The organism is Streptomyces sp. Inha503 (assembly GCF_047215865.1).
GTDB lineage: Bacteria > Actinomycetota > Actinomycetes > Streptomycetales > Streptomycetaceae > Streptomyces > Streptomyces lycopersici.
On sequence record NZ_CP178360.1, the window covers coordinates 1275536 to 1286520 of the forward strand.

1 protein-coding gene is annotated in these 10985 nt (G+C 70.2%); it reads right to left on the reverse strand.

What is annotated here, in order from left to right:
* Positions 1-7 precede the first annotated feature (7 nt).
* Entirely contained in the window at positions 8-10942 is a 10935-nt protein-coding gene (locus ACJX2R_RS05525; RefSeq protein ID WP_413099049.1) for an SDR family NAD(P)-dependent oxidoreductase, read from the reverse strand.
* Positions 10943-10985: the final 43 nt, after the last annotated feature.

Below are 10985 nucleotides of genomic sequence, written 5' to 3' on the forward strand. Positions count from 1 at the left end.
GATCGCCTCAGAGAATTCCGAGATCCTCGTCCACCATCTTGAAGAGTTCGCCATCCGTCGCCGATTCGAGTTGGTCGACGAGAGCAGCGCCGCTGCTCGGGACTTCCTGCGCGTCTCCGTACTTTGCCAAGAGCTCCCGCAGGCGTGACACCACATCCGTGCGGCCGATCTCCTCCCAGGTCATCGCCGAAAGACCGGCTTCGAGCTGATCGAGTCCCACGGACACGGGCACCGAGGTGGCGGCGGATCCGGCGTCCCGCGCCAGCTCGTGGTGGAGGTGCTGGGCCAGGGCGGTCGGGGTCGGGTGGTCGAAGACCAGCGTCGCGGTCAGACGCAGTCCGGTCGCCGTGCCGAGCCGGTTGCGCAATTCCACCGCCGTCAGCGAATCAAAGCCGAAGTCCTTGAACGCGCGGCCGGGTTCCACGGTTTCGGGGCCGCCATGGCCCAGCACGGCGGCGACATTGCGCCGTACCGTGTCCAGCACCAGGCGTTCGCCTTCCGCGTACGAGGCTCCGGCCAGGCGTGTCCGCAACGCCTCCGCCGCCCCGGACGCCCCGGACACTCCGGTGGATTCCGCCGTCGCCCGGCGGGCGGGCACTCGCACCAACTCCCGCATTACATGCGGTACTTCCGCGATGCCGTCATGTGCGGCGGACCTCCAGACCGTCGTGTTCAGGCGTGCGGCGGCGATGACCGGGCCCTCGCCCGCACAGGCGGCGTCGAACAGGGCAAGCCCCTCGGCCGACGACAGGGCGGAGATGCCGACCTGGTCCATCCGCCGCCTGTCCACCTCGGCCAGCCCCGCGGTCATTCCGCTGCGTTCCTCCCACAGGCCCCAGGCCAGCGACAGGCCGGGGAGACCGCGCGCCCGGCGCTGTGAGACCAGCGCGTCGAGGAAGGCGTTGGCGGCGGCGTAGTTGCCCTGTCCGGCGGCCCCGAACATGCCCGCCACCGAGGAGAAGACCACGAACGCCGACAGGTCGAGCCCGGCCGTCAGTTCATGCAGCGCGAGGGCCGCCTCCGCCTTCGGCCGCAGCACGGTGTCCAGCCGCTCCGAAGTCAGCGACGCGATCACACCGTCGTCCAGCACCGCGGCGGCGTGGACGACGCCCTTGAGCGGATGTGCGGCGGGGATGTCCGACAACACCGCGCCGAGGACATCCCGGTCGGCCGCATCACAGGCCGCCCAGGTCACCGACGCCCCGGCCGAAGCCAGCTCATCGGCCAGCTCTGCCGCGCCCTCGGCCGCCGAGCCCCCGCGGCTGAGCAGCACCAGATGCCGCACACCATGGTCGGCCACCAGGTGCCGGGCCAGCAGACCGCCCAGGGTGCCACTGGCCCCGGTGATGAGGACCGTGCCCTCGGGATCCCATGTCGCCGAACGGCCGTGTTCCCCCTCCCCGTCGGCTCGGACCAGCCTCGCCGCCAGTACGCGCCCACCTCGTACGGCCAACTGCGGCTCGCCCGAGGTGAGGGCCGCGGCCAGCGGAACGGAGCCGAGCTCCATGGGTTCGGCCACATCGAGGAGGAGCAGTCGGCCGGGGTGTTCGGCCTGTGTGGATCGCACCAGGCCCCATACCGCCGCCCCTGCCAGGTCGTCCACGCCCTCGGTGGAGGTGGTGGCCACGGCGCCACGCGTGGTGATGACCAGGCGGGAGTCGGCGAACCGCTCCTCGGCCAACCACTCTTGCACCCGCTCCAGTGCCCGATGCGACGCACCACGTAGACCCCGGCGGGTATCGCCACCGGTACCGGTCGCGGAGGCCAGCAGCACCCACTCCGGCAGAGATTCGCCCTCGGCGCCGGACCGGGCAAGTGTCTCCAGATCAGGATGCGTTCGCACCTGCCAGCCCGCCGACCGCAACGCCATGGCCAGCTCACCGTCCTCCGCACCGATCACCGCGCAGCGGGCGGTGATCGGCTCGTCGGCCGGGAGCGGCATGGCGTTCCAGCGCAGTCGGTACAGCGACTCATGGGAGGTGCCGCGCGCGGCGTCGATCTGCTCGGCGGAGACCGGGCGCGTCACCAGCTCTGCCACCGAGGCCAGCAACCGGCCCGTCTCATCGGCCACGGCGAGCGACAGCCCATCGGCCCCGGCCGCCGCCAGCCGTACGCGGACCGTTGTCGCACCGGTGATGTGCACCGACACCCCGTTCCAGGCGAACGGCAAGCGGACCCGCCGCGCGTCCGAGGCCACCAGACCGCCGGGCCCCGCCATGTGAAGGGCGGCGTCGAGCAACGCGGGGTGCACACGGAACCGCGCGGCGTCCGGCCACTGCTCCTCGGCCAGTGCCACCTCGGCGAAAACCTCCGTAAAGGCCTCGCCTTGGCGCCGCCAGGCGGCCCGCACGCCCTGGAACGCCGGCCCGTACGCGAGCCCGCCCAGCGCGAAGCGCTCGTACATGCCGCTGATGTCGATCGCCTCGGCATCCGCGGGCGGCCACACGCTCAGCTCGGCCGAGACCGCCGCCTCCGGCCCCTCGGCCTGGGTCAGAACGCCGGTGGCGTGGCGCGTCCAGGGTCCGTCCTCATCGCCGGATTCCTGCCGGGAGTAGACGGTGACGGGACGGCGGCCGTCGTCATCGGCTCCGGCCACCAGCACCTGGAGCTGAATCGCACCGCGTTCGGGAAGGACCAGCGGCGCTTCCAGCACCAGGTCGTCCACCTGGTCACAGCCGAAACGGCCACCGGCATACAACGCCAGATCCACGAAGGCCGTCCCCGGTACCACCACCGAGCCCAGCACGGCGTGGTCGGCCAGCCAGGCGTGCGTACGAGCGGACAGCCGACCGGTGAACACACATCCGTCGGAATCGGGCAGTCTCACGGCGGCACCGAGCAGGGGATGTTCCTCGGACCGCAGCCCCGCGGAGACCACGTTGCCCGCCGCCCCACCGGCCTCGAGCCAGTACCGCTTCCGCTGGAAGGCGTAGGTCGGCAGCTCCACGTGGCGTACGGGGGTCGGCGCGAGCAGCGCCGTCCAGTCTACCGGGACGCCACGGACGAAGATCCGAGCCATTGCCTCCTGGAGCGTGGCGCTCTCACCTCGGCCGCTGCGCAGGGCGGAGACGAACTCGACGTCCGTCGCACACTCCTGTCCCATGCCGGAGAGCACCCCGTCCGGGCCCAGCTCCAGGGAGGTCGTGACACCCGCCTCCGCGAGAGCCGCCATGCCGTCGGCGAAGCGCACGGTCTCGCGGACGTGCCGTACCCAGTACTCGGCCGAGCACAGCGCCTCGGCGTCCGCCACCAGACCCGTCACATTCGACACCACGGGGATGCGCGGAGCCGCGTACGACAACCCCTCGGCCACCCGCCGGAACTCCGCCAGCATCGGCTCCATCAGGGGCGAGTGGAACGCATGCGAAACCCGCAGCCGCTTGGTCTTCACACCCTGAGCCTCAAACCGCCCGGCAACCTCCGTCACCGCTTCTTCCGCCCCCGAGATCACGGTCGAGTACGGACCGTTGACCGCAGCTACGCTCACCTCAGCCTCACGACCAGCCAGCAACGGCAGCACATCCGCCTCAGCCGCCTGCACCGACACCATCACCCCACCCGGCGGCAACCCCTGCATCAACCGCCCACGAGCCGCCACCAACACACACGCATCCGCAAGCGACAACACACCCGCCACATACGCCGCCACCAACTCACCAATCGAATGCCCCGCCACACAATCCGGCCGCACACCCCACGACTCCACCAACCGGAACAGCCCCACCTCCACCGCGAACAACCCACACTGCGTAAACCCGGTCTCATCCAGCCCCTCCACACCCCCACGAATCACATCCCGCAGCGAACACCCCAACACCCCATCGAACTGCCCACACACCTCATCGAAGGCCTCCGCGAACACCGGAAACGCCTCATACAACTCCAGTCCCATCCCAACCCGCTGACTGCCCTGCCCCGAGAACAACACCGCCAGCTTCCCCGGCGCCGCCGCACCCCGCACCACACCGGCCGCCGGTACGTCATCCACCAGCGCTTCCAGCCCGGCCACGAAGCCCTGACGGTCACCGGCCAGCACCACCGCCCGGTGCTCGAAAATCGAGCGCGTGGTCACCAGCGACGAGGCCACATCCAGGACCGATGTCCCGGCCTCCAACTCTCCACGCACGGATGACGACAACCGCTCCGCCTGCGCCCGCAACGCACCCTCGGACTTCGCCGACACCACCCACGGCACCAGCGCCGACTCCTCAGGCGCGCCGTTCACCGGCTCGGCGACGGGCGGCTCCTCGGGGGCCTGCTCCACAATCACATGCGCATTGGTCCCGCTGGCGCCGAAGGAGGAGACACCCGCACGCCTCGGCTGCCCCGTCTCCGGCCATTCCGTGGTATCCATGAGCAACCGCACCGCGCCCTCGGACCAGTCCACATGCGGCGACGGCTCATCCACGTGCAGCGTCTTCGGCAGTACGCCGTGCCGCATCGACAGCACCATCTTCATCACACCCGCCACACCGGCAGCCGCCTGCGTATGACCGATGTTCGACTTGATCGAGCCGAGCCACAGCGGCCGCTCCTCGGTGGCCCGCTCGCGCCCGTACGTCGCCAGCAGCGCCTGGGCCTCGATGGGATCGCCGAGCGTCGTGCCCGTACCGTGTGCCTCGACCGCGTCCACCTGGGCAGCCGACAGCCCGGCACTCGCCAGCGCCGCCCGGATGACTCGCTGTTGCGACGGGCCGTTGGGGGCCGTCAGCCCGTTGGACGCGCCGTCCTGGTTGACGGCGGACCCACGGACGACGGCGAGTACCCGGTGGCCATTGCGCCGCGCGTCCGAGAGCCGTTCCAGCAGCAGCATGCCGACGCCCTCGGAGAACCCCGTACCGTCCGCGGCCCCCGCGAACGCCTTGCAGCGACCGTCGGCCGACAGTCCCCGCTGTCGGCTGAACTCCACGAACAGGGCGGGGGTCGACATCACCGTCACACCACCGGCGAGCGCGAGCGAGCATTCGCCCTGGCGCAGCGACTGGGCCGCGAGATGCAGCGCCACCAGCGACGACGAGCAGGCGGTGTCCACCGTCACGGCGGGCCCTTCGAACCCGAAGGTGTAGGAGACGCGGCCCGAGGCGATGCTGCCGGCGGTGCCGTTGCCGATGTAGCCCTCGACTCCTTCCGGCACCGTGGCCGACCCGTAGTCGTGGTGCATGATTCCGGCGAAGACGCCGGTCTGGCTGCCGCGTACCGACGCCGGGTCGATACCGGCCCGCTCCAGCGCCTCCCACGACGCTTCCAGCAACAGCCGCTGCTGCGGATCCATCGCCAGCGCCTCACGCGGCGAAATCCCGAAGAACTCCGGATCGAAATCACCCGCGTCGTACAGGAAACCACCCTCACGCGCATACGCCGTGCCCCGGTGATCGGGATCCGGGTGATACAGACCCTCCGGGTCCCAGCCGCGATCGTCCGGGAAGGCCGCGATGGCGTCTCCGCCGTGGGCCAGCAGCCGCCACAGATCCTCGGGGGACTTCACCCCGCCGGGGAAGCGGCAGCTCATGCCCACGATGGCGATCGGCTCGTCCTGAGAGGCGGCCACCGGCACCCGACGTCCTGCGTCGGCGGCGGCCTCGCCGTCCCTGCCGAGCAGTTCATCGCGGAGGTAGCGGGCGAGCGCCAGGGGCGAGGGGTAGTCGAAGACCAGGGTGGCGGGCAGGCGCAGCCCGGTGGCCGTGTTCAGCCGGTTGCGCAGTTCGACGGCCGTCAGCGAGTCGAACCCGAGCTCCTTGAAGGCGCGCTCCGGCTCGACCTGTTCCACATCCGAGTAGCCCAGCACCGCGCCGACCCCGCCACGCACGAGATCCAGCAGCGTCTGCTTCTGCTCGGCCTCCGAGCGCCCCGCGAGCCGGACGAGGTCACCGTGCAGGGGGGTGTCCATACCCGGCGCGGCGTCCGCAAGGGCCCTTCGCGAGGGGGTACGCACCAGCCGTCGAAGCAACGGCGGTACGGCCCCGGCCCCACCACGGAGCGCTGCCGGGGCGATCCGCACGGGAACCAGCAGCGACTGGTCCATGGCACTCGCCGCGTCGAGGAGCGCAAGGCCCTCGTCCGACGACAGCGGGATGACGCCGCCGCGCTCCATCCGGGCGACGTCGGCGTCGGCGAGGTGGCCGGTCATATCGCTGCGTTCGGCCCAGAAGCCCCAGGCCAACGACACTCCCGCGAGCCCATGCGCCCGACGCCGCGCCGCCAGCGCGTCCAGGAACATATTCGCCGCCGCGTAGTTCCCCTGCCCCGCCGCACCAAAAGTGGCGGCAGCCGACGAGAACATCACAAACGCCGACAGCTCCAGATCCCGCGTCAACTCATCCAGATACACCGCCGCATCGACCTTCGGCCGCAACACCACATCGATGCGCTCCGGCGTCAACGACTCCACCACGCCGTCGTCCAGCACACCGGCCGCATGCACCACACCGCGCAACGGACGATCCGCCGGAATACCCGCCAACACCCCCGCCAACGCCTCACGGTCGGCGACATCGCAGGCCACCATAGTCACCGACGCACCCAGCTCCGCCAGCTCGGCCTCCAACTCCACCGCACCAGCGGCCTCCCGGCCCCGCCGAGAGACCAACACCAGATGCCGCACCCCGCGCTCGGCCACCAAATGCCGCGCCACCAGACGCCCCAGCGTGCCCATGGCACCGGTCACCAGCACCGTGCCCTCGGAATCCCAGGCATAGCCTGAGCCAGCGCCCTCAGCAGAAGCCGCAGGAGCAACGGCACGCGACAGCCGAGGCACCAAAGCCTTCCCGGAACGGACGGCCACCTGAGGCTCCCCACACCCCAGCACCGCCTGAAGCACACCGGCCGACACCGGCACATCATCCACGTCCACCAGGACGAACCGATCCGGATGCTCAGCCTGCGCCGACCGCACCAAACCCCACACCACAGCCGCCGCCACATCCGACACACCCTCACCCACCACGGCCGCCACCGCACCCCGCGTCACCACCACCAACCGCGCACCGGCAAACCGCTCCTCCCCCAACCACCCCTGCACCACACCCAGAACACGATGGGCGAAACGGCGCGTGGCGGACTGAAGATCCTGCGCACCCGAATCCGACTCGGACGCACATGTCACGAGGACGACATCCGGGGAGCCGGCCAGGGTGGCCAGTTCCGGGCTACGCACTACATCCTGTTCCGCCGCCTCCAATGCGGCGGTGAGGCCGAGATCGTCCGATCCGACTATCGCCCACTGAACCTGAGAGGTCGCTCCCCGCACACCTTCTGCGGGCACACGGTCCCATTCCACGGTGAACAGCGAGTCCCCGGCCACCTGCGGGGACGCGGTGAGCTGCTCTGCCGCCACCGGTCGCCCCACCAGCGAGTCGACCGAAGCCACCGGCACTCCGTCGGCGTCCGCCACCAGCACCGAGATCCCCTCGGCACCCGACGGCGACAGGCGCACCCGCAGCTCCGTCGCACCCGTGGCGTAGAGGGAGACACCTGTCCACGCGAACGGCAGACGAGCGGGGCCCGTCTCCTCGTCTTCCGGGCCCACCCCGGCCATATGCAGGGCGGCGTCGAGGAGTGCCGGGTGGAGACCGAAGCGGCCCGCCTCCGCACGCTGCTCCTCCGCAAGCGCCACCTCAGCGAACACCTCATCACCACGACGCCACGCAGCCCGCACCCCCTGAAACACCGGCCCATACTCCAAACCCACCCCAGCCAACCGCTCATACACCCCACCCACATCCACCGCCACCGCACCAACCGGCGGCCACACACCCAACCCATCCACCACCACCGGAACATCAGCCGACAACACCCCCCTCGCATGCCGCCTCCACACCCCCTCACCCTCACCCTCACCCTCCACCTGCGAAAACACACCCACCACACGCCGACCCACCCCATCCGGCGCACCCACCGACAACTGCACCCGCACCCCACCACGCTCCGGCACCACCAACGGCGCCTCCAACGTCAACTCCTCCAACCACCCACAACCCACCCCATCACCCGCACGCAACACCAACTCCACCAACGCCGCCCCCGGCACCACCACCACACCCCACACCACATGATCAGCCAACCAACCATGCGAAACCAACGACAACCGCCCCGTCAACAACACCCCGTCTTCGCCCGCCAACCCCACCACCGCACCCAACAACGGATGATCAGCCGAACCCAGACCGGCGGATGTCACATCGCCGACGGTCGGCGAAGGAGTCTCGATCCAGTAGTGCTGTTGCTGGAAGGCATAGGTCGGCAATTCCACCTGCCGAGCACCCGTCCCCCGGAACGCCATGGACCAGTCGACGGAGGCCCCGCCGACATACGCCTCGGCCAGGGAGGTCACAAACCGCTCCAGGCCGCCCTCGTCGCGGCGCAGCGAACCGACCGCGGTGACCCGGGTGCCGTGCTCCTCGGCCGTCTGCTCGATACCCATCGTGAGCACCGGATGGGCACTGGCCTCGACAAACACCTGGAAACCATCGGCCAGCAGTGTGCGGACGGTCTCCTCGAAACGCACCGTCTGGCGCAAATTGCGGTACCAGTACCCGGCATCGAGACCGACCGTATCCAGCACCCCACCCGTCACCGTCGAATAGAACGGCACCGACGACGAGCGCGGAGTGATCCCGGCGAGGGCCCGCTGAAGCTCATCCTCGATGGCCTCCACATGAGCACAATGCGAGGCGTAATCCACCGGAACGCGCCGCGCCCGGATCCCGTCGCCCTCGCATACGTTCAGCAACTCGTCCAACGCATCCGCGTCACCGGACACCACTACGGCCGAGGGCCCGTTCACCGCCGCCACCGACAACCGCTCACCCCACCGGCCCAGCCGCTCCCGTACAGCCTCCACAGGCAACGACACCGACACCATTCCACCCAACCCCGACAACGCCCGCAACGCCTTGCTCCGCAACGCCACCACCCGCGCCGCATCCTCCAACGACAACGCACCCGCCACACACGCCGCCGCAATCTCACCCTGCGAATGACCAACCACCGCCGCAGGCACCACCCCAAACGAACGCCACACCTCAGCCAACGACACCATCACCGCCCACAACACCGGCTGCACCACATCCACCCGCCCCAACGCCACCTCATCACCCAACACATCCACCAACGACCACTCCACAAACGGCCCCAACGCCGCCCCACACTCACCCAACCGCTCCGCGAACACCGAAGACGACTCCAACAACCCCGCCGCCATCCCCACCCACTGCGACCCCTGACCAGGGAAGACCAACACCGCACGACCATCACCACCCACAACCACACCCCGCACCAACCCAGAGGCATCCCGGCCCTCCGCCAGCGCAGCCACCCCACTGACCAAACCGCCCCGGTCCCCCGCCAGCGCCACCGCGCGACGCTCGAAGACCGTACGCGTGGTCGCCAGCGACCATCCGACATCCCCGGTCGGCAGCTCCGCCCGCTCCTCCGCGTACGACACCAGTCGACCGGCCTGCGCCCGCAAGGCCGCCTCGGAGCGGGCCGACAGCACCCACGGCACCACCGCCGAGTCGCCCCCGCTCACCCCCTCGCCCGCCGCGCCGTCGTCATCGCCGACCGGCGCCTGCTCCAGCACCACATGGGCGTTGGTGCCGCTGACGCCGAAGGCCGAGACACCGGCCCGGCGCGGTTCGCCGCTCTCCGGCCATGCCATCTGCTCGGCCAGCAGCTCGACCGCGCCGGCCGACCAGTCCACATGCGGTGTCGGCTCATCGACGTGCAGCGTCTTCGGCAGTGCACCGTGCCGCATGGCCAGGACCATCTTCATCACACCGGCCACGCCCGCCGCCGCCTGCGTATGGCCGAGGTTGGACTTCACCGACCCCAGCAGCAGTGGCCGACCGTCCGCGCGGTCCTGCCCGTACGTGGCCAGCAGCGCCTGCGCCTCGATGGGGTCGCCCAGCGTCGTACCGGTGCCATGGGCCTCGACCGCGTCCACCTCGGCGGCCGACAGCCGCGCGTCGGTGAGGGCCTGAAGGATGACGCGTTGCTGGGAAATGCCATTGGGCACGGTCAGACCGCTGCTGCTGCCGTCCTGGTTGACGGCGGAGCCACGTATCACCGCCAGTACCGGGTGGCCGTTGCGGCGCGCGTCCGACAGCCGCTCCAGCAGCAGCATGCCCACGCCCTCACCCCAGCCCGTGCCATCGGCCGCCGCCGCGAACGCCTTGCACCGGCCGTCCGGCGCCAGCCCCCGCTGACGGCTGAACTCCACGAAGAGGCCGGGTGTGGCCATCACCGTCACGCCTCCGGCGAGGGCGAGCGGGCACTCGCCCTGCCGCAGGGACCGCACCGCGAGATGCAGCGCCACCAGCGACGACGAGCAGGCGGTGTCCACCGTCACCGCGGGCCCTTCGAAGCCGAAGGTGTAGGAGAGCCGACCCGACATCACACTGGCCGCACCGCTGGTGGCCAGGAAGCCCTCGACGCCCTTCGGGGCCTGCCGCAGGGCGACGGTGTAGTCCTGACCGTTGGTGCCCACGAAGACACCGGTCTTGCCACCGCGCAACGACGCCGGAGTGACACCGGCCCGCTCCATGGCCTCCCACGAAGTCTCCAGCAGCAGCCGCTGCTGCGGATCCATCGCCAGCGCCTCACGCGGCGAGATCCCGAAGAAGGTGGGATCGAACGCGCCCGCGTCGGAGAGGAACGCGCCCTCCTTGACGTACGAGGTGCCGGGGCGGTCGGGGTCCGGGTCGTACAGCTCCTCCAGGTCCCAGCCGCGGTCCTCCGGGAACGCGCTCACGGCGTCCTCACCACGGGCGAGCAGCCCCCACAGATCTTCCGGAGACCGCACACCGCCGGGGAAGCGGCAGCTCATCGCCACGATCGCGATCGGCTCCCGGGACTTCTCCTCGACATCGCGGAGACGCCGCTGCGTCTGGCGCAGATCGGCCATGACGCGCTTGAGGTACTCGACGAGCTTCTCTTCGTTTGACACTTGGCCCTGCCCCCTCGAAGAAACCAGGTGGTTCTCGTTCATG